The sequence below is a fragment of the Micromonospora sp. NPDC004704 genome (genome assembly GCF_053601675.1).
Window position 1 is genome coordinate 116,154 of record NZ_JBSGCD010000002.1, and the last position, 20,213, is coordinate 136,366.

Genomic DNA, 20,213 nt, shown 5'->3' on the forward strand with positions numbered 1-20,213 from the left:
CGTGGAACCGTTGTACGGCCCGATCCGCGACTACGCCTGGGGATCCCGCACGGTGATCGCCGGGTTGCAGGGTAGATCCGTGCCGAGTGCCGGGCCGGAGGCGGAACTCTGGCTCGGCGCACACCCCGGATCCCCGGCGATGGTGTGCCAGCAGGACGCCCGGATCAGCCTGGTGGAACTGCTCGCCGCCGAGCCGGGGCGCTGGCTGGGGGACGAGGTGGTGGCCCGGTTCGACGGGCGGCTGCCGTTCCTGATGAAGCTGCTGGCGCCGGAGGCACCGCTGTCGTTGCAGGCCCATCCGGATTCCGACCAGGCCCGCACCGGGTACGCGGCCGACCAGGACCTGCCCCCGACCGCGCACCGCAACTACGTCGACCCGTACCACAAGCCGGAAGTGCTGGTGGCGATCGCGCCGTTCGAGGCGCTCTGCGGTTTCCGGGATCCCCGGGAGTCTGCTGCGGTGCTGGAGGCGTTCGACATCCCGGCGTTGAAGCCGGTGGTGGCGTGCCTGCGTACGGGGGTGGCGGGGCTGCGGGACGCCGTACAGCGGTTGTTGACGTGGCCGGCGGTGGACCGGGCCGCGCTGGTGGAGACGGTCCGGAGCACCGATCTCGGCCCGGAGTTCACCGAGGAGCAGGAACTCGTCCGCCGGCTGGCCGGCTGGTATCCGGCCGATCCGGGGGTGTTGGTTGCGCTGATGCTCAACCACGTACGGCTGGAACCGGGGACCGCGATCTGGATGCCGGCCGGCAACCTGCACGCGTACCTGCGGGGTGCCGGTGTGGAGATCATGGCGGCCAGTGACAACGTCCTGCGGGGCGGGCTGACGCCGAAGCACGTGGACATCGCCGAACTGCTCCGGGTGCTGCGGTTCGAGGTGCTGGAGGATCCGCTGCTCGCCCCGGCGCCGGTGGCACCGGGTGTGGTCACCTGGCCGGTGCCGGTGGACGACTTCGCCCTGTACCGGGTGCGCCTGGACGACGCGCTGCCGGAGGCCCGGCTCACGGTGACCGGGCCGCGGGTGCTGGTCGGCACCTCCGGCGCAGTGACCGTACGGGACGCGGCCGGTGCGGTGACGGTCGAGCCCGGTCGGGCGGCGATCGGGGCGGCCGACGGGGGTGACCTGGTCTTCTCCGGTCGGGGAGAGGTTTTTGTCGGCGCCGCCGGCATTTCGGATATTCCCGGATCGGCTTGACAGGTCATATGCGGAGTGTGACTCTATAACCACGCAGCGTCATTGCGATGGGGGTCGTAAGACGCGCGCGGGGGTACCAAACCGGGGGGATGCGCGGGGCGGAGGGATGCTGGGCGGGAAACCGTCCATGCCCCACCGCCCCGCGCGCTGTGCGACCATCGCTGGCGTAGACGCCGGCCAACCATGGCCATCCCCGTACCCGTTGTCGTTGCCAAATGTCGTGCTTGTCCGCCAGCGGACGGCACCGCCTGTGCCGGCACGGGTGCGGTCGGGCGTAATGTGGAGGGTCGCGCAGCAGACCCGTACGACAGGAGCTTTCATGACCAGCACTCTCCCGGCGCCCTCCGGTGGCGCGTCGACCGAGGCCCGACCCACGACCCTCGCCGGTGGCGACTTCAAGGTGGCGGATCTGTCGCTCGCCGAGTTCGGACGCAAGGAGATCCAGCTGGCTGAGCACGAGATGCCCGGCCTGATGTCGCTCCGCCGGGAGTTCGCCGCCGCGCAGCCGCTGCGGGGCGCCCGGATCACCGGCTCGCTGCACATGACCATCCAGACCGCGGTCCTGATCGAGACCCTGACCGCCCTCGGGGCGGAGGTCCGGTGGGCGTCGTGCAACATCTTCTCCACCCAGGACCACGCCGCCGCCGCGATCGTGGTCGGCCCGGAGGGCACCGTCGACGCCCCCGCCGGTGTCCCCGTGTACGCCTGGAAGGGCGAGTCGCTCGAGGAGTACTGGTGGTGCACCGAGCAGGTGCTGCTCTGGCCGGACGGGCAGGGCCCCAACATGATCCTCGACGACGGTGGTGACGCCACCCTGCTCGTGCACCGGGGCGCCCAGTTCGAGGGCGAGGGTGCGGTGCCGCCGATCGAGTCCGCCGACTCCGAGGAGTACGCGGTCATCCTCGGCGTACTGCACCGCTCGCTGGCCGAGGACAACACCCGGTGGACCCGGGTCTCGGCCGGCATCAAGGGTGTCACCGAGGAGACCACCACCGGTGTACACCGGCTGTACGAGATGCAGCAGGCCGGATCGCTGCTGTTCCCGGCGATCAACGTCAACGACTCGGTGACGAAGAGCAAGTTCGACAACAAGTACGGGTGCCGTCACTCGCTGATCGACGGCATCAACCGCGCCACCGACGTGCTGATCGGCGGCAAGGTCGCCGTCGTGCTCGGCTACGGCGACGTCGGCAAGGGCTGCGCGGAGTCGCTGCGCGGCCAGGGCGCCCGGGTCATCGTCACCGAGATCGACCCGATCTGCGCGTTGCAGGCGGCGATGGACGGTTACCAGGTCGCGACGCTGGACGACGTGGTCGAGACCGCCGACATCTTCGTCACCGCGACCGGTTGCTTCGACGTCATCACCAACGAGCACATGGCCCGGATGAAGCACCAGGCGATCGTCGGCAACATCGGCCACTTCGACAACGAGATCGACATGGCCGGTCTGCAGAAGCGGTCGGACGTGCAGCGTACGAACATCAAGCCTCAGGTCGACGTCTGGAAGTTCGCCGACGGGCACTCGATCATCGTGCTCTCCGAGGGTCGGCTGCTGAACCTCGGCAACGCCACCGGGCACCCGAGCTTCGTCATGTCGAACTCGTTCGCCAACCAGACGATCGCCCAGATCGAGCTGTTCACCAAGACCGACGAGTACCCGGTCGGCGTCTACGTGCTGCCGAAGCACCTGGACGAGAAGGTGGCTCGGCTGCACCTGGACGCCCTGGGTGTCCGGCTCACCGAGCTGACCAAGGAGCAGGCCGCGTACCTGGGTATCCCGGTCGAGGGTCCGTACAAGTCGGACCACTACCGGTACTGAGTCTCCGCCGTACCACCGGTCGGGTCGGCTGGCGCTCGCGTCAGCCGGCCCGACCGCTGTTGTTTCCGGCGCGGGCGGCGCGGATCCAGGTCCAGACGCAGTAGCCGAGCCAGCCGAGCGCGACCGCGGTGGCGAGCGGGCGCAGTCGCAACGCACTGAGCGCGAAGATGACCGCGAGTACGACCAGCCACGGTACGAAGGCCTTCATGCGGTCATTGGATCAGAGAGCCGGTGTGCGGCGCCACATTGACAAGATGTAGAAGGAGGGAGCAAGGTAGGCTGTCCTAACTTAGGGACGCCTAACCGAGTGACCCGGAGTCCTGATGTTCGCCACCTACCTGATCGGTCTGCGTGAGGGACTGGAAGCCACCCTGGTGGTCAGTATCCTGGTCGCGTTCCTGGTCAAGTCCGAGCGCCGGGACCGGTTGCCCCAGGTGTGGGGCGGCGTCGCACTCGCGGTCGTCCTCTCCGTCTTCTTCGGCTGGCTCCTCGAATACACCAGCACCACCCTGCTGGCCCGGTCCTCCGACCGGGAACTGTTCGAGGCGGTGACCTCGGTGGCCGCAGTCGCCTTCGTCACTGCGATGATCTTCTGGATGCGTCGGGCGGCCCGCTCGCTCAGCGGCGAACTGCGGGGCAAGCTCACCGACGCGCTCGCCGTCGGCTCCCTGGCGGTCGCCCTGATGGCCTTCCTGGCCGTCGTCCGGGAAGGACTGGAGACCGCCCTCATCTTCTACTCCGCCGTTCAGGGCGCGAACGTCAACGGCGGCCCCCTCTACGCGCTGATCGGCGGCATCGCCACCGCGATCGCGATCGGCTACCTGCTCTACGCCAGCGCGGTCCGGATCAACCTGACCCGCTTCTTCACCTGGACCGGCGCGCTGCTCATCCTGGTCGCCGCCGGGATCTTCAAGTACGGCACCCACGACTTCCAGGAGGCCGGCGTCCTGCCCGGCATCAGGAACCTGGCGTACTCCGGCCTGTTCGACCCGTCGACCTGGTACGGCACCCTGCTCAGCGGGATGTTCAACGTCACCGCCGAGTCGACCGTGCTGGAGATCGTCGCCTGGGCGGCGTACGCGATCCCGGTTCTGCTCCTCTTCCTGCTTCCCGGACGCCGCGCGTCCGGGACCGCCGCGCCCGCCGCACCGGCGCCCGCGGCCCAATCGGCCTGACCCGTTCGACCACCCCGACTGCTCGAAGCCTGCCCGTGTCCGCTCCCGCCCATCCCGGCGGCAGCCGACCGGGCCGGATCACCCGAACCGCAAGGAGAACCCGCATGCGTACCACCCGCTTTCTGGCGCTGGCCGCCGCCGGCGTGCTCGCCGGTGCCGGCCTGGCCGGCTGTGGCGCCGAGGACGACAGCGCCGGGGACGCCGCCGGTGGCGGGCCGATCACCGTCAAGGCCAGCGACACCGCGTGCGAGGTCGGCTCGACCGAGGTCGGCGCCGGCACGGTCGTGTTCAACGTGACCAACTCCGGTGCCAAGGTCACCGAGTTCTACGTCTACGCCGCCGGTGACCGGGTGATGGGCGAGGTCGAGAACGTGGTTCCCGGCCTCAGCCGCGAGCTGCACGTCGAACTGCCCGCCGGCACGTACGAGACCGCCTGCAAGCCGGGCATGATCGGCAAGGGCATCCGGGGCGCGCTGACCGTCAGCGGCTCCGCCGCCCCGCTCACCGACGACGCGGCCCTGGCCGGCGCGACCGACAGCTACCAGCGGTACGTGCAGAGCCAGACCGGTGCGCTGCTGGACAAGACCACCGAGTTCGTCGCCGCGGTCAAGGCCGGCGACGTGGCGCAGGCCAAGGCGCTCTTCCCGGTGGCCCGGACCTACTGGGAGCGGATCGAGCCGGTCGCGGAGATCTTCGGTGACCTCGACCCGAAGATCGACGGCCGGGAGGAGGTGCTCGAGGAGGGCATGGAGTTCACCGGCTTCCACCGCCTGGAGAAGGACCTCTGGACCACCGGCGACGTCAGCAAGGACGGCCCGATCGCGGACCGGCTGCTGACCGACGTCAAGGAGATCGTGGCCAAGGCGAACGCGGAGAAGCTCTCCCCGCTGAATCTGGCCAACGGCGCCAAGGAACTGCTCGACGAGGTCGCCACCGGCAAGATCACCGGTGAGGAGGACCGCTACTCGCACACCGACCTGTGGGACTTCAACGCCAACGTCGAAGGCTCCAAGGCGGCCATCGCCGCGCTCCGCCCGGTGCTCACCGAGCGCGCGCCCGACCTGGTCACCTCGCTCGACGCCGGGTTCGCCACGGTCGACACGACGCTGGGCAAGCACCGCGCCGGTGACGGGTGGAAGCTGCACAACGAGCTGAGCAAGGCCGACCTGAAGGATCTCTCGGACGCGATCAACGCGCTCGCCGAGCCGATCAGCAAGGTCGCCGCGGTGGTCGCCAAGTAGGGCGGTGGTCGCCGGGTAGGGCGGTCGAGCCGGGTGGGTCGACCGGTGCCCGGCGCCGCCTCGGGCGGCGCCGGGCGGCGTGGGACGGGCGAGCGATTGGGGGGTTGGACGTGACGGAGAACCGGGTGTCGCGTCGGCGGGCGATCGGGCTCGCCGGGGCGGCCGGCGTCGCCGGGGTCGGGGTCGCCGCCGGTACGGGTGCGCTGCTGCGCGGTACGTTCGACCCGAAACCGACCTCGGCCAGTTCCGCCTCCGGCGCGGTCCCGTTCCGGGGCGAGCACCAGGCGGGCATTACCACCGAGGTGCCGGACCGGCTGCACTTCGTCGCCTTCGACGTGATCACCAAGGACCGGGCCCGCCTGGTCGAGCTGCTCCGGGACTGGACCGTGGCCGCCGCGCGGATGACCGCAGGCCAGGACGCGGGGGTCGTCGGCGCGGTGAACGGGGCGCCGGAGGCCCCGCCGGACGACACCGGGGAGGCGCTCGGCCTGCCACCGTCCGGGCTCACCCTGACCGTCGGGTTCGGCCCCACCCTGTTCCGGGACGCCGACGGCCGGGACCGGTTCGGCCTCGCTGACCGGCGCCCCGCCGCCCTGGCCGAGCTGCCCCGCTTCCCGGGCGACGCCCTGCAACCGGAGATCTCGGGTGGCGACCTCTGCGTACAGGCCTGCGCCAACGACCCGCAGGTGGCGGTGCACGCGATCCGCAACCTCGCCCGGCTCGGGATGGGCGTGGTGAGCGTCCGCTGGTCGCAGCTCGGCTTCGGCCGTACCTCGTCGACCTCTCGGGAGCAGGCCACCCCGCGAAACCTGTTCGGGTTCAAGGACGGTACGGCCAACCTGAAGGCCGAGGACACCGACCTGCTCCGGGACCACCTCTGGGTCCAGCCGGGGGACGGCCAGGAGTGGATGGCCGGCGGCTCCTACCTGGTGACCCGGAAGATCCGGATGATCATCGAAACCTGGGACCGGACCTCCCTGGGCGAGCAGGAGGAACTGGTCGGCCGGACCAAGGGCAGCGGGGCACCGCTCGGGCAGCACGACGAGTTCGACGAGATCGACTTTCACGCGACCGGCCCGGACGGCAAGCCGGCTATCGCCGAGACGGCGCACGTCCGGCTGGCCCACCCCGACCTGAACAACGGGGCCCGGCTGCTCCGCCGGGGCTACAACTACGTCGACGGCTCCGACGGGCTCGGTCGGCTCGACGCCGGACTGTTTTTCATGGCGTACCAGCGTGATCCGCGAAAGCAGTTCGTGTCCATCCAGACCCAACTCGCTCGTCACGATGCGTTGAACGAATATCTACGGCACGTATCCAGCGGGCTCTTTGCCTGCCCGCCCGGCGTACGGGATCAGGGCGATTTCTGGGGTCGCGCACTCTTTGACTGATCGTCGGGGTGGTGCCGGTCCCATGAACATGAACGGGGATGGAATATTGGTGCCATGAGAGCCCGGGTACTGGTGGTCGACGACGACCCCGCGCTGGCCGAGATGCTCGGCATCGTGCTGCGCAGCGAGGGATTCCTGCCCTCCTTCGTCGCAGACGGAGAGCGGGCGCTGGCCGCGTTCCGCGACAGCCGGCCCGACATCGTCCTGCTCGACCTGATGCTGCCGGGGATGAGCGGCATCGACGTGGCCCGGTCGATCCGGGCCGAGTCGGGCGTGCCGATCGTCATGCTGACTGCGAAGAGTGACACCGTCGACGTCGTACTCGGCCTGGAGTCGGGTGCCGACGACTACGTCGTCAAGCCGTTCAAGCCCAAGGAACTGGTGGCCCGGATGCGGGCCCGGCTGCGCCGGGGCGAGGATGCCGCGCCGGAGATGCTGACCATCGGCCCGCCCGGCAACCAGATCAACATCGACGTACCGGCGCACACGGTGAGCCGGGACGGCGAAGAGGTCAAGCTGACCCCGCTGGAGTTCGACCTGCTGGTCGCCCTGGCCCGCAAGCCCCGCCAGGTGTTCACCCGCGAGGTCCTGCTCGAACAGGTCTGGGGCTACCGGCACGCGGCCGACACCCGGCTGGTCAACGTGCACGTACAGCGGCTCCGGGCCAAGATCGAACCAGATCCCGAGCGCCCCGAAATCATCCTGACCGTGCGGGGCGTGGGCTACAAGGCGGGCACCGGATAGCCTGGGCACACTGTGGCTCACCCTGCGCTTCCCCCCGCACTGACCCGTGCCCGCATCGCGGCCCGGGAGTTCTGGCGTGCGGCGTTCGCCCGGTCCCGGGCGATCGCCGCCGGCCTGCACCAGGCCTGGCGCCGGTCCCTGCAGTTGCGGGTCGTCAGCATCACCCTGGTCGCGTCGAGCCTCCTGGTCGGCGGCTTCGCCGTCCTGGTCGCCGAGCGGATCACCAACATCCTGCTCGACAACGCCACCGCCGACGTCAAGCAGCGGCTGGAGAACGGCCGTAACTACGCCGAGGACCAGATCAACGTCTACACCGTGTCGTACGCGCCGAAGCTCAGCGCCACCTTCGAGACGACCGCCCTCTACCTCGCCGGCAACGACCCCGAGCAGGTCGCCGGCGTGGTGGTGGCGCTCCAGGCGGACGGGTACCGGACGATCGAGCCGGCCACCTCGCCGGTCGGGGTGGACGTGAGCCCGATGATCAGCGACGAGCTGCGCGAGCGGGTGGCCGGGGGCGAGGTGGCCCACCAGTTCCGCACCGGCAACCTCGACGGCGGTACGGCGAAGTACCTCGTCTACGGCTCCCCGGTGCCGACCAAGTTCGGCCAGGTCGAGCTCTACTACTTCGTACCGCTGACCCGCTGGGACAAGATCGCCGACGAGGCGCGGTCGACCGTGGTGGCCACCGGGATCACCCTGGTGCTTCTGCTCGGGCTGCTCTCCGCGCTGGTGACCCGACTGGTGGTCAACCCGGTACGGGTGGCCGCCCGGACCGCCCAGCGGCTCTCCGCCGGCCTGCTCGACCAGCGGATGGTGGTCAACGGGGAGGACGACCTGGCCCTGCTCGCCGCCTCGTTCAACCAGATGGCGACCAACCTCCAGCGGCAGATCGTCCGGCTGGAGGAGATGTCCCGGTTGCAGCGGCGGTTCACCTCCGACGTGTCACACGAGCTGCGTACGCCGCTGACCACCGTACGGATGGCCGCCGATCTGATCTTCGCCGAGCGGGACGAGTTCGACCCGGCGGTGGCCCGCAGCGCGGAGCTGCTCCAGGCCGAACTCGACCGGTTCGAGGGCCTGCTCACCGACCTGTTGGAGATCAGCCGGTTCGACGCCGGCTTCGCCATGCTCGACGCCGAGCCGACCGACCTGGTGCCGGTGGTGCACCGGGTGGTGGACCGCCTCGACGGCCTGGCCGCCCGGCTCGGCGTACCGCTGCTCCTGAACGCGCCCGACCTGCCGGTGATCGCCGAGGTGGATCCGCGCCGGGTGGAGCGGATCCTGCGCAACCTGGTCGGCAACGCGGTCGAGCACGGCGAGGGACGTCCGGTCGAGGTCGTCCTGGGTGTGGACGAGCAGGCGGTGGCGATCACCGTCCGGGACCACGGGGTGGGGCTCAAGCCCGGCGAGGAGAAGCTCGTCTTCAACCGGTTCTGGCGGGCCGACCCGTCCCGGGCCCGGCAGACCGGCGGTACCGGCCTGGGGCTGTCGATCAGCCTGGAGGACGCCCGGCTGCACGGCGGCTGGCTGGAGGCGTGGGGGGCTCCCGGACAGGGGGCCCAGTTCCGGCTCACCCTGCCGGTGCGCGCCGGTGACCGGCTGACCTCCGCGCCGTTGCGACTGGTGCCGAGCGACGCCGCGGCCGGTGCCGTGGTGCCGGTGCCGAGCGGGGCACGGTTGGCGATCGGCGCGGGTCCCGTGCCGGAGACCGTGGCCGCCGGACCGGATCGGCCGGTGGACCCGACCGCGTCGGAGTCCGGCGCGCAGCGTACGGAGGTGACCACGTGAGTCGGAGGAACCTGCCCGCCGCGACGGTGGCCCTGCTGCTCTGCGTGGGGCTGGTCGGCTGCGGCATACCCGGCGAGACCGAGGTACGCGTCGACGGCAAGGGACCGGAGTCCGGGCAGGACTCGGGCGGCGGTTCCACCCAGCGGCTGCCGCAGCGGCTGGACAGCGAGGTTCCCGAGCAGGTCGCGGCGAACTACCTGACCGCCGCGGCCGGGGGCGAGACCGACGAGATCTACCAGCGCGTGAACAGCTACATCCCCGAGGGCAGCGGCAAGCTCAAACTCAAGGTCGGCGGCGAACCGGCGATCAACCTGGTCCGGCTGATCGGCCGGCCGCAGGTGAAGGGCGATCCCGCCCGCAGCGGTAGCTGGCTGGTCACCATGCAGGTGCAGCAGGTCGGCGTACTGCGGATGAACGGCACGATCGGCGAGCCGGAGCTGACCGAACGCACCTACGTCTTCCGGATCGGTCCGGCGCCCGTCGTCGACGGCGCGGCGCCGCCCACGGGCGGGATGTGGGTGATCGACCCGCCGCCGGTACTGCTGATGAGCACCGGTGCACTGGACGCGTACTACAGCCCGCGCACGATCTACTTCTGGAACGCCGGCCGGACCGTGCTGGTGCCCGACGTGCGCTACCTGCCGCTGTCCGTGCCGAGGGAGTCGCAGGCCACCGAGCTGCTCGGCTGGCTCATCGGTGGCCCGGCACCGTGGCTGTCGCCGGCCGCCGTACCGCTGCCGGAGGGGACCAGCCGGATCGGCAACGCGCCGACGTCCGGCGGCCGGCTGGAGGTCAACCTCTCCGTGCCGGCCAGCGAGGTGACCAACGACGTCGACCTGGACCGTCTCTTCACCCAGCTCGCCTGGTCGCTGCTGCCGCCGAATCCGCAGGGTATGGGCGGTGACGACGGTGAGCTGGAGTTGAAGATCCAGAGCCAACGGCGGAAGGTGGCCGCCGTCGACGGCTACCGGCGGGTCAACCCGCCCTACCCGCTGACCGGCACCGCCACCCGGTTCTGTGTGTCCGAGGGGGCGGTGCACCAGCTGCGGGACGGGGACGAGGCGATCGAGCCGGTCCCGATCGTGCCGGAGCAGAACCGCGACGTGCACTCCGCCGCGCTGACGCGGGACGGCAACCAGGTCGGGGCGGCGCTCGTCACCCCGGACGGGGAGCGGTGGCGGCTGCGGGTGGCCAGCGGTGCCGAACCGTTGCAGACCTTCGCCCTCAGCGACCCGTACCCGAGCATGGAACGGCCGATCTGGCTGAAGGGCGTCGACCTGCGGGCGCCGATCGGGTTGGTCGTCGCGGACGGGAACCTCTACCGGTTCGACTCCAACGCCCGGCTGGTCAGGATCGCGCTGCCGGGGGTCACCGGCCGGGTGACCGGGGTCGGCGCGGCACTGGACGGGCACCGGATCGCGGTGGTCGCCGGCGGCGCCGTCTATGTCGCGGCGCTGAGCACCGACGGCGGTACGGTCACCGTCGGCCGGGCCCGCCGGTTGGACACCTCCCTGACCACGGTGACGGCGGTCGACTGGAGCGGGGAGAGCCGGCTCGCGCTGGCCGGTGCCCAGTCGGACCGACGGTCGGTGATCGAGAACATCAGTGCGGACGGGGTGCTGGAGACCGGGCTGGTGGACGACACCCGCGGTGACGTCCTGCACCTGGCCGCGTACCCCGACAATCCGCTCAGCCGTACGCAGCTCGGCGTGATGTACGAGACCAACGGCGCCGCCTCGGCGGCGGACCGGCTGATCGGCCGGGACCAGGTGGTACCGAACCCCGGCCCGACGCCCTCGGTGAGCGCGTCGAGCAAACCGAGCGCGCCGTTCTTCCGTTACTGAGTGCGGGGGAGTATGTGACCGGAGTCTGGGCCGAGCTGGCCGATCTGGTGCTGCCGGCCGAGTGCGCCGGTTGCCGGGTCACCCGGACCGAGTTGCGGCACGGTGTCTGCCCGCGCTGTGCCGGTGCGCTCCAGGCGCTGCGTCCCGCACCGGTACGCCCCACCCCGGCACCGCCGGGACTGCCCGCCTGCGTGGCGCTCGGGGCGTACGGGGGAGAGCTGCGGGAGATGCTGCTGGCGTACAAGGAACGGGGTCGGCACTCGTTGGCCCGGCCGCTGGGGCGGTTGCTCGCCGAGGTGGTCGCGGAGGCCGCCGGCGCACCGCGACCGGTGCTGCTGATCCCGGTGCCGACGACCGCGGTGGCGATCCGCGCGCGGCACGGTGACCACCTGCGCCGGTTGGCCCGGCATGCCGGACAGCGGTTGCGGGCGGCGGGTTGGCCGGTCGCGCTGGGGGCGCCGCTGCGGGCCCTGCCCCGACCGGACTCCGCCACACTGGACACCGCCGGTCGGGCGGCGGCGGCCCGGCACGCCTTCGCCGTACGGGCGGGTCGCCTGCCGGCGGTACGCCGCAGCGGCGCCGGCCGGTTCGTGGTCGTGCTCGACGACATCGTCACGACCGGGGTGACCCTGGCCGCGGTGAGCGGTTCGCTGCGGGCGGCCGGGCTGCGGGTGGATGCAGCGGCGGTACTCGCCGCAACGAGTCGATGGGGTCGACGGTAACGGTCCGTGCAGCCGATTTCACACGATCGTGCCACAAGTGACTGTTTCCAAAGGTTCTTGGTAGCGGGGGGTGACTATAGGAAGAACAGGAGTTAGCGTTTTGGGGACCGGGGGTATGAGGGGGACTCCACCCCGCCCCGGGTTTGAGGAAGGAGGCGGCGTCATTCTCGACCGGTCGGTGCCGAAGGACGATTCCTGGAGGCAGGCTGACCGGGTTTTTCTGTTTCCGGACCGTCCGATCACAGGAGGTCACGCATGGATGTCGTGGTCAAGGGCCGTAACGTCGAAGTCCCGGAGCATTACCGGGTTCATGTAGCCGACAAGCTCGCGAAGATCGAGCGCTACGATCACAAGCTCATTCGAGTCGACGTCGAGCTGTCCCACGAACGCAATCCGCGACAGGCTGACAACTGTCAGCGAGTAGAGATAACCTGCGTCTCTCGCGGACCCGTCGTGCGCGCCGAGGCGTGCGCCAAAGACTTCTACAGCGCCCTGGATGTGGCGATAGCCAAGCTCGACACCCGGCTGCGCCGGGCTGCCGACCGCCGCCGGGTGCACCGTGGCCGGCACGCGCCGATCTCCGTCGCCGCCGCGACGGCCGGCCTGCCAGTGGCCGACCTCGGCGACTCCGCCGTGGCCACCCTGACCGCCGACCCGGACCTCCGGGACGAGCCGGAGTCCACCGAGGACCCGTACGGCTACGGCTACGAGGAGCACGAGCCGGGCCACATCGCCCGGGCGAAACTGCACCCGGCCGAGCCGATGACCGTCGACGACGCGCTGTTCCAGATGGAACTCGTCGGGCACGACTTCTACCTGTTCCTGGACAAGGAAACCGGGCGGTCCAGCGTCGTCTACCGGCGCAAGGGCTACGACTACGGGCTCATCGCGCTCACCGAGTAGGGCGCCGGTCGGTCGCGCGGGGCGCAGCGGCAACTCGCCCCGCCCGGCCGGACCGGATCCGCCGGCGGTAGCTCAGCGGCGCAGGTCCTGCGGCAGCATCCCGTAGAGCACGTCGTCCAGCCGCCGTCCGGCGGGACCGGGCAGCCGGCCCCGTAGCTCACCCTCCTGCCGGAAACCGGCCTTCTCCAACACCCGCCGGGAGCCGGGATTGTCCGGTGCGGCGCCGGCGATCAACCGCTCGATCCCGGCGTCCTCGAAGGCCCATCGGGCCACCAGCCGGGCGGCGCGGGTCGGGTAACCCCGGCCCCGCCAGTCCGGGCTCATGCCGTACCCGATCATGGCCTGGCCGGTCTGCGGTTCCTGGTAGTAGAGCCCGATCTCGCCGGCCGGCGTACCGGTGGCGGTGTCCAGGATGACCAGGTCGGCGCGTTCGCCGGCCAGCCACTGGCCCGGTGCGCGGGCACACCGGTCCGCCACCTCGGCGCGCTCCGGTGCGACCGGCGGGACGCTGGTCGCGACCATCTCCGGCAGGCTCCGCAGCCGGTGCACGAACTCCGTGTCGGCGGCGGTCAGCGGGCGGAGCGTGACCACGCCGTCGGTCAGCAGTCCGCCGGGGAGGTCCGGCAGGAGCCGGGCCGCCGGACCGGGCGGATCGTCCGCCAGCCGGGCCCAGGCCACCAGGTCGTGCCGGCTGCCGTCGGGGGCGTTCCCGGCGCCGCGCCGGATCCCCTCGCGGCTGAACCCGCTGCCCAGGGCCACCCGCTGGCTCGCCACGTTCTCCGGGTCGGTGAGCAGTTCCAGCCGGGCGAAGCCGTGGGTCAGGGCCCGCCCGGCCAGCAGGGTGGTGGCGGCGGTGGCCACCCCGCGACCACGGGCGCGGGGCGCCACCCAGTAGCCGATCTCGCCCTGACCCCGCGCGGGTGCGACCTGGTCGATGCCGATTCCGCCGAGGAGGCGGTCGGTGGCCGGGTCGGCGATCGCGTACGCCGCACCGCCTCGGGCCCAGACCGCCGCCGTACCGTCGCTGATCCACCAGTGGGCGTCGGCGGCGGTGTACGGGCCGGGCAGGTGCGGGAGGAACCGTCGGGTCAGCGGGTCGTTGCAGCCCACCATCAGGTCTTCGAGGTCGGTGTCGCGGAACAGTCGCAGCCGTACGCCGGGCGCCTCGATGGTCTCCCGGTTCACGCCGTGCCCGCGCCGGCCCGGCCAGGTACGACGCCGTCCTGCGCCAGCAGCGCGCCGACCCAGACGTCCACCCGGGCGCCCCGGTGCGGGATGCCCTGCCGGCTGATGCCCTCCACCACGAAGCCGACCTTCTCGGCGGCCCGCCGGGAGGCGTCGTTGCCGACGTGGGCCCGCCATTCGATCCGGGCGAGGGCGAGGCTGCTGAAACCCCAGGCGCAGACGGCGGCGAGTGCCCGGGGGCAGTAGCCGCGCCCCCGGGCGTGCGGTGCGACCAGGTAACCGACGTCGGCCACGCCGGGGTCGTTGCCGTTCAGGCGTAGCTCCATGGTGCCGGCGAAGTTGTCCTCCGGGTCGGCGATGACGAACACCGCCCCGTCGCCGCGTCCCCAGCGCAGGGCGGTGTGCCGGTGGGTGAAGAACTCCGCGTCCGAGCGCTGGTACGGGTCCGGCAGGCTCAGCCAGCGCAGCGCCCACGGGTCGCGGCAGGCGGTGACCATCGCGTCCAGGTCGCGTTCCTCCGGCCGGCGCAGCCGGATCTCTCCGTCCGCCGTGGTGGCGAACAGCACCGGTTGCGGGCGGCCGAAGACCGCGGCCCGGCGGGCCACGAGCGAGCCCGGTCCGGCCGGCCCACCGGTTCCGGTCGGATCGGCGTCCGGCTTGGGCAGGTCGCCGGGCAGCAGCGAACCGATCCAGCCGTCGGAACCGCCGTGGTGGTGCGGCTGCGCCAGCCGGAGCTGGCCCTCGATCCGGAACCCGGCCCGGAGCGCGACCAGCCGGGAGGCGTGGTTGCCCACCTCGGCCTGCCAGACCATCCGGCGCAGGCCGAGGTCCCGGAACGCCCATCGGGCGACGGCGCGGGTGGCCCGGACCGCGACGGCGCGACCCCGGGCCCAGGGGGCGGTCCAGTAGCCCACCTCGCCCGACCGCAGACTCGGGTCGATCGTCACCAGGCCGCAGGAGCCGAGCAGTTCGCCGGTGACGGCGTCGCAGACCGCGAACGGGGCGCCGGTGCCCGCCTCCCAGGCCGCCGGGGCGCTGCCGCCGACGAATCCCTCCGCGTGTTCTGGCAGGTAGGGGGCGGGAACAGTGGTCCAGCGCTGGATGTCCGGATCCTGGCAGGCCCGGTGTACGGCGCTCGCGTCCGCCGGATTCCAGGGGCGGAGCAGTAGGCCGCCCTCGATGATCTCCACGGGCTTCACGTCGGCCATCTTGCCGGAGAGTTCGCCCTGGGCGTAACTGGATTCGGCGCGTCTGCTCGAACCTATAGGGTGAATTGTCCGGTTAGCTCGGACCGGTCGACAGCGCGGCTGCCGATTGCCCCGGCGGAGCGCCTACGATGGTTCGGCAGACCGTCTAGGGGAGCGTTGATCCGTGTCGATTCTCGAAAAGTTCCTCCGCGCCGGCGAAGGCCGCATGGTGCGGCGGCTGAAGGCCGTCGCCAATGCCATCAACTCGATCGAGGACGACTATGTCGATCTCACCGACGAGGAGCTGCGCGCCCTGACCGAGCAGTACCGCCAGCGGATCGCCGATGGCGAGTCCCTCGACGACCTGCTGCCGGAGGCCTTCGCCACCGCCCGCGAGGCCGCCGCCCGGGTGCTCGGCCAGCGCCACTACGACGTCCAGGTGATGGGTGGTGCCGCGCTTCACTTCGGCAACATCGCCGAGATGAAGACCGGTGAGGGCAAGACGCTCACCTCGGTCCTGCCGGCGTACCTGAACGCGTTGTCGGGCAAGGGCGTGCACATCGTCACCGTCAACGACTACCTCGCCGAACGTGACGCGGCCTGGATGGGTCGGGTGCACGAGTTCCTCGGGTTGACCGTGGGCGTGATCCTGCCGAACCGGCCGGCCAGCGAGCACCGGGCGGCGTACGCGGCCGACATCACGTACGGCACCAACAACGAGTTCGGCTTCGACTACCTGCGGGACAACATGTCCTGGTCGCAGGAGGAGCTGGTCCAGCGCGGGCACAACTTCGCGATCGTCGACGAGGTCGACTCGATCCTGATCGACGAGGCCCGTACCCCGTTGATCATCTCCGGCCCGGCAGAGCACTCGGCCCGCTGGTACGGCGAGTTCGCCGGCGTGGTGGCGCGCCTCCAGCCCGGCAAGGACGGCGAGGGCGACTACGAGGTCGACTACGCCAAGCGGACCATCGCGGTCACCGAGAAGGGCGTGGGCAAGGTCGAGGACCGGCTCGGCATCGACAACCTGTACGAGTCGGTGAACACCCCGCTGGTCGGTTACCTGAACAACGCGATCAAGGCCAAGGAGCTCTTCAAGAAGGACAAGGACTACATCGTCAGCGATGGCGAGGTCCTGATCGTCGACGAGTTCACCGGTCGAATCCTGCACGGTCGCCGTTACAACGAGGGCATGCACCAGGCCATCGAGGCGAAGGAAGGCGTGGAGATCAAGCAGGAGAACCAGACTCTTGCCACGGTCACCCTGCAGAACTACTTCCGCCTCTACTCCAAGCTGTCCGGTATGACCGGTACGGCCCAGACCGAGGCCGGCGAGTTCCAGAAGGTCTACAACGTCGGCGTCGTGTCCATCCCGACCCACCGCGCGATGGTCCGGATGGACAAGCCCGACGTCATCTACAAGACCGAGAAGGCCAAGTTCAACGCGGTCGTGGAGGACATCGCCGAGCGGCACGCGGGCGGCCAGCCGGTGCTGGTCGGCACGGTCTCGGTGGAGAACTCCGAGATCCTGTCGCAGCTCCTGCGCCGCCGGGGCATCCCGCACGCGGTGCTGAACGCCAAGTTCCACGCCCGGGAAGCCGAGATCATCGCGCAGGCCGGGCGCAAGGGCGGGGTCACCGTCGCGACCAACATGGCCGGCCGTGGTACCGACATCCTGCTCGGCGGCAACCCGGAGTACCTCGCCGCCAACGAGCTGCGCCAGCGCGGGCTCGACCCGGTGGAGCACGAGGAGGAGTACGCCAAGGCGATGGAGGAGATCCTCCCGCGCTGGAAGCAGGCGTGCGACGACGAGGCCGACGAGGTCACCGACGCCGGTGGCCTGTACGTCCTCGGCACCGAGCGGCACGAGTCCCGCCGGATCGACAACCAGTTGCGTGGTCGTGCCGGCCGGCAGGGTGACCCGGGTGAGTCCCGGTTCTACCTCTCCCTCCAGGACGAGCTGATGCGGCGCTTCCGGGCCGGGGCGGTCGAGGCGGTGATGGAGCGCTTCAACATCCCCGAGGACGTGCCGATCGAGTCGAAGATGGTCACCCGGCAGATCAAGAGCGCCCAGGCCCAGATCGAGGGCCAGAACGCCGAGGTCCGCAAGGACGTCCTGAAGTACGACGACGTGATGAACAAGCAGCGCCAGGTGGTCTACGCCGAGCGGCTGCGGGTGCTCAACGGCGAGGACCTGAGCGACCAGGTCCAGCACATGATCGAGGACACCGTCACCGCGTACGTGACCGGGGCGACCGCCGACGGCTACGCCGAGGACTGGGACCTCGACCAGCTCTGGTCCAGCCTCAAGCAGCTCTACCCGGTCGGCGTTACGGTCGACGACCTGATCGACGAGGCCGGTGGCGAGCGCAACAACCTCGACGCCGACTTCCTGCTCGCCAAGGTCCGGGAGGACGCGCAGGCCGCGTACGCCCGGCGCGAGGAGGAGTTGGGCAGCGAGGCGATGCGCCAGCTCGAGCGGATGGTGCTGCTCCAGGTCATCGACCGGAAGTGGCGCGAGCACCTCTACGAGATGGACTACCTGCGCGAGGGCATCAACCTGCGGGCCTACGCCCAGCGTGACCCGGTGGTGGAGTACCAGCGCGAGGGCTTCGACATGTTCGCCACCATGATGGACGGCATCAAGGAGGAGACGGTCGGCTTCCTGTTCAACCTGGAGGTCCAGGTCGAGCAGGAGACCCCGCCGGCCGCCGCCGAGGTCGTGCTCGACCAGGCGCCGGTGGAGATCCGGGCGAAGGGTCTGGCCCGGGCGCCGCGCCGGCAGGGTCTGCAGTACTCCGCGCCGACCATCGACGGTGAGGCGGGCGCCGGTGGTGTGGTCCTGGAACGCCAGGAGCCGCAGCCGCAGGCACCGGCCCTCGGGGTCGGACGCCAGGGTCCGCCTCCGCCCTCGGCGGCGCGGCGTACGCCGGCACCGGGTCAGTCGGTCGGCGGCGAGGGTCCGTCCCGTAACGCCCCCTGCCCGTGTGGCTCCGGCCGCAAGTACAAGCGCTGCCACGGCTCCCCGACGGGTTCCTGACCGACCCGCCGGCGCGCAACTGGCGCCGGCAGGCGACTACCGATCCGGGTCCGGTTCCGCCCACCGACACAGGTGGCCGGAACCGGACCCGGTTTCCGTTTCCACCTTCAGGCGACACCGCCCGTGGTCGGCCTGCCTCAGAGCACCTGGGCGTGGGGTCCGCCCGCATCAGAGCACCCGCGTGTAGGTGCCGAGCCAGCTCCCCCGCCGCCGTTCCAGGCGGTACGCCATCGCCCAGCTCCGTTCGTCCGACCCGAGTACGGCGGCGGCCTCGGCGATCCCCTGGTGTGGCTCGCAGACCCGCAGCAGCCGCAGGCGTACGGCCACGCGCCCCGCGCCCGCCCCGGGTGGGCGTACGACCGGGCGCTGGCGGCGGTGCTCGCCCAGTCGCCGGGTGGCGGCGACGAGCTGCTCGGTGATCGCGGTCGCGTCGGCGCCGACCGACAGGGGCCGGACATGGGCGGCCGGTCGGTAGCCGTTCAGGATCTCCAGAGCGGTGCTCAGGAACCGGTAGGCCGCCTGTCGTGCCTCCGCGGAGGCGGTGGCCAACGCCTCCGGTGGCAGGGCGGCGGGACCGGGCGCCACGGGTGTGGCGGTGGCCCGGTCGGTGGCACCGGATCCGCCGACCCTCGGCACGGGAACGGCCAGTGGCAGGGCGAGCTGCCCGTCGAGCCCGGCGACCCAGCCCGGACCGGCCAGTTCGTCGTCGAACGGAGGGTCGAGCGGGGGCACCGGTCGCAGTCGTACGGCGGGGCGGGCGAGTGGCCTGGTCCGTACGGCGGGCATGTGTTTCCCTTCGTGATCTTGCGTTTGCTTTCGTTTGCCTCCGACCAATCACATTTGTAGCGAACGATGGATGGCTCGTCAAGGTTTTCCGGGCAGCGCGGAGCGGGGTGCCACCAGGTGGTGGCACCCCGCTCGACGGGTACGGCTACTCCGGGTCGCGCTCGATCAGCGGGTTGCTGCGTACCCAGTCGGCGGTTTCGGCGTATTTGTGCTGGATGTACTGCTCCAGTTGGGCCCGTTCGACCCGCCACTGACCCCGGCCACCGATCTTGATCGCGGGCAGCTCCCCGCTGCGCACCATGTGGTAGACCTGCGAGTCCGAGACGTTCAGCTCGGCGGCGACGTCGGACAGCAGCAGGAACCTGGGCTCCACGAGTGACTCCCGGTGGTCGTGTTTGCTTCAGTTTGCCATCGACTGCCGTTTCCCGCTCGACCGTGGTTCCCACCCGGACCCCCTCCGGGCGTGCCGGTACCGGGCGATCGGGCGCGCGCCGGTACCGGGCGACCGGGCGGGCGTGGCCGACGTTGCTGATCGGCCACAGCCGGGAGGGGCACGCTTCCGGTCCGGCCCGGCGGGGTGTATGACAGGGACGGCGCCGGACGATTCGGCGTCGTCGGGGTCAGCGCCGCCGGTGGCGTTGTCGAGCGGGGGAGACGAGAACGGTGCGCGCAGAACTGGTTCGGGTGTACCTCCCGGCTACCGTGCCGATGCTGGCCGCCCTGCGCAAGCAGGGCGAGTTGCCCGCCACCGAGGCGCACGCGGTGACACCGATGCTGCGCGAGTGGTACGCCGAGGGCGACGAGGAGGAACTGGAGTACGTCGCCTTCACCCGCGCCGCCCAGGACGCTCTGCGGCTGCTCCGGGAGGATCCCGACGCCCCCCGTCGCCGGGTGGTGGTCTCCGCCGACCTGCCCGCCGAGGCGGTGCAGCGGGCCGAGGTCGAGCTGGGATCCAGCACCGTACGCCTGGACAAGCCGGTCCCGGTGGGCGCGGTGGCCGCGATCCACCTCGACGACGGCGAGGCGGTCGAGGACGTGAGCGCGGCGGTCGCGGTGGTGACCGAGGCGCTCGCTGGTGACGAGGACGCGCAGTTCACCGTCGACGGCGTCGAGGACCACGAACTGGCCTGGTACGACATCTCCGAGCTGGACGACCTCGGCTGACCGGGCCGGCGGCAGGGGCTACCTGCCGG

The 20,213-nt window shown here is 71.0% G+C and carries 17 protein-coding genes; 12 read left to right on the top strand and 5 right to left on the bottom strand.

The genetic code is table 11. From position 1 onward, the window contains the following. Nucleotide 1: 1 nt before the first annotated feature. Both manA and ahcY read left to right on the top strand, forming a co-directional pair. Nucleotides 2-1,195, top strand: a complete 1,194-nt coding sequence (manA, locus tag ACWEFB_RS02780; RefSeq protein WP_452281589.1) for a mannose-6-phosphate isomerase, class I — start codon at nt 2-4, stop codon at nt 1,193-1,195. Nucleotides 1,196-1,514: 319 nt separating this feature from the next. Then, the gene (gene ahcY, locus ACWEFB_RS02785; RefSeq protein WP_326560856.1) at nt 1,515-3,014 is read left to right on the top strand and encodes an adenosylhomocysteinase; all 1,500 of its coding nucleotides are present in this window, start codon (nt 1,515-1,517) and stop codon (nt 3,012-3,014) included. 40 nt (nt 3,015-3,054) lie between these two features. Here ahcY and ACWEFB_RS02790 read toward each other — a convergent pair whose 3' ends face one another. Continuing rightward, the gene (locus ACWEFB_RS02790) at nt 3,055-3,222 is read right to left on the bottom strand and encodes a hypothetical protein (protein ID WP_326560855.1); all 168 of its coding nucleotides are present in this window, start codon (nt 3,220-3,222) and stop codon (nt 3,055-3,057) included. Nucleotides 3,223-3,337: 115 nt separating this feature from the next. Between ACWEFB_RS02790 and efeU the strand changes: the two genes are divergently transcribed. From efeU to hpf, 8 genes are all read left to right on the top strand, one after another. Then, nucleotides 3,338-4,189 (top strand): iron uptake transporter permease EfeU, encoded by an 852-nt coding sequence (gene efeU / locus ACWEFB_RS02795; RefSeq protein WP_326560854.1) that lies wholly within the window; start codon nt 3,338-3,340, stop codon nt 4,187-4,189. Between the two features lie 104 nt (nt 4,190-4,293). Further along, the gene (gene efeO / locus ACWEFB_RS02800) at nt 4,294-5,430 is read left to right on the top strand and encodes an iron uptake system protein EfeO (RefSeq protein ID WP_452281592.1); all 1,137 of its coding nucleotides are present in this window, start codon (nt 4,294-4,296) and stop codon (nt 5,428-5,430) included. Nucleotides 5,431-5,540: 110 nt separating this feature from the next. Beyond that, nucleotides 5,541-6,821 carry an iron uptake transporter deferrochelatase/peroxidase subunit gene (gene efeB, locus ACWEFB_RS02805; RefSeq protein WP_452281594.1) on the top strand — a complete coding sequence of 427 codons (1,281 nt, stop codon included), beginning with the start codon at nt 5,541-5,543 and terminating at the stop codon, nt 6,819-6,821. Between the two features lie 54 nt (nt 6,822-6,875). Next, complete coding sequence (gene mtrA / locus ACWEFB_RS02810) at nt 6,876-7,565, top strand: MtrAB system response regulator MtrA (RefSeq protein ID WP_326560851.1); 690 nt, start codon at nt 6,876-6,878, stop codon at nt 7,563-7,565. Nucleotides 7,566-7,577: 12 nt separating this feature from the next. Then, nucleotides 7,578-9,353, top strand: coding sequence for an MtrAB system histidine kinase MtrB (gene mtrB, locus ACWEFB_RS02815; protein WP_452281596.1), 1,776 nt, complete (start codon nt 7,578-7,580; stop codon nt 9,351-9,353). Continuing rightward, nucleotides 9,350-11,197 carry an LpqB family beta-propeller domain-containing protein gene (locus ACWEFB_RS02820; RefSeq protein ID WP_452281598.1) on the top strand — a complete coding sequence of 616 codons (1,848 nt, stop codon included), beginning with the start codon at nt 9,350-9,352 and terminating at the stop codon, nt 11,195-11,197. Before mtrB ends, ACWEFB_RS02820 begins: the two co-directional genes overlap by 4 nt. Before the next feature lie 14 nt (nt 11,198-11,211). Further along, entirely contained in the window at nt 11,212-11,919 is a 708-nt protein-coding gene (locus tag ACWEFB_RS02825; protein WP_452281600.1) for a ComF family protein, read from the top strand. A 255-nt stretch (nt 11,920-12,174) separates the two neighbouring features. After that, entirely contained in the window at nt 12,175-12,822 is a 648-nt protein-coding gene (gene hpf, locus ACWEFB_RS02830; RefSeq protein WP_326560848.1) for a ribosome hibernation-promoting factor, HPF/YfiA family, read from the top strand. 72 nt (nt 12,823-12,894) lie between these two features. On the opposite strand, the gene ACWEFB_RS02835 is transcribed toward hpf, so the two are convergent. Further along, entirely contained in the window at nt 12,895-14,007 is a 1,113-nt protein-coding gene (locus tag ACWEFB_RS02835) for a GNAT family N-acetyltransferase (protein ID WP_452281602.1), read from the bottom strand. Beyond that, nucleotides 14,004-15,215 (bottom strand): GNAT family N-acetyltransferase, encoded by a 1,212-nt coding sequence (locus tag ACWEFB_RS02840; RefSeq protein ID WP_452281604.1) that lies wholly within the window; start codon nt 15,213-15,215, stop codon nt 14,004-14,006. The genes ACWEFB_RS02835 and ACWEFB_RS02840 overlap by 4 nt, the downstream gene beginning before the upstream one ends. A gap of 163 nt (nt 15,216-15,378) precedes the next feature. Between ACWEFB_RS02840 and secA the strand changes: the two genes are divergently transcribed. Then, on the top strand, nt 15,379-18,234 hold the full coding sequence (gene secA / locus ACWEFB_RS02845) for a preprotein translocase subunit SecA (protein ID WP_452281606.1): 2,856 nt from the start codon (nt 15,379-15,381) through the stop codon (nt 18,232-18,234). Between the two features lie 168 nt (nt 18,235-18,402). On the opposite strand, the gene ACWEFB_RS02850 is transcribed toward secA, so the two are convergent. Beyond that, a complete protein-coding gene (locus tag ACWEFB_RS02850) occupies nt 18,403-19,020 on the bottom strand; it encodes an Rv3235 family protein (RefSeq protein ID WP_452281608.1) in 618 nt (205 codons plus the stop codon). Nucleotides 19,021-19,165: 145 nt separating this feature from the next. Next, entirely contained in the window at nt 19,166-19,393 is a 228-nt protein-coding gene (locus tag ACWEFB_RS02855; protein ID WP_326560843.1) for a helix-turn-helix transcriptional regulator, read from the bottom strand. Nucleotides 19,394-19,683: 290 nt separating this feature from the next. Here ACWEFB_RS02855 and ACWEFB_RS02860 point away from each other — a divergent pair, with 290 nt between their 5' ends. Further along, entirely contained in the window at nt 19,684-20,184 is a 501-nt protein-coding gene (locus ACWEFB_RS02860; protein ID WP_452281610.1) for a DUF6912 family protein, read from the top strand. The last annotated feature ends 29 nt before the right edge of the window (nt 20,185-20,213 follow it).